Below are 257 nucleotides of genomic sequence, written 5' to 3'. Positions count from 1 at the left end.
ATTGTGGTCCAACAATAGGTTGCCATCCTCTCGCAGAAGGAAGCGGCAATGGAACAGTGCTGGCGCTGGTATGGACCAAACGACCCGGTAACGCTCGATCATGTCAGGCAGGCCGGTGCGACCGGCGTGGTGAGCGCCTTGCACGATATCTATGACGGGCGCACCTGGCCGCTCGAGAGCATTCTGGAGCGCAAGCGTGTCATCGAGGCTGCCGGCCTGACATGGTCGGTGGTCGAGAGCATTCCGGTCCACAACTC

General features: G+C 60.7%; 1 protein-coding gene. It reads left to right on the top strand.

Annotated elements, in window-relative coordinates:
• Positions 1-48 precede the first annotated feature (48 nt).
• Positions 49-257 (top strand): mannonate dehydratase (locus tag P9254_RS28905; protein ID WP_278103928.1); only part of this gene is annotated, 209 nt, incomplete at its 3' end.

Source organism: Mesorhizobium sp. WSM4983, from assembly GCF_029625765.1.
Lineage (GTDB): Bacteria > Pseudomonadota > Alphaproteobacteria > Rhizobiales > Rhizobiaceae > Mesorhizobium.
Note: the sequence above shows the minus strand (reverse complement) of the source record. Positions and strands in the feature narration are given on the sequence as shown.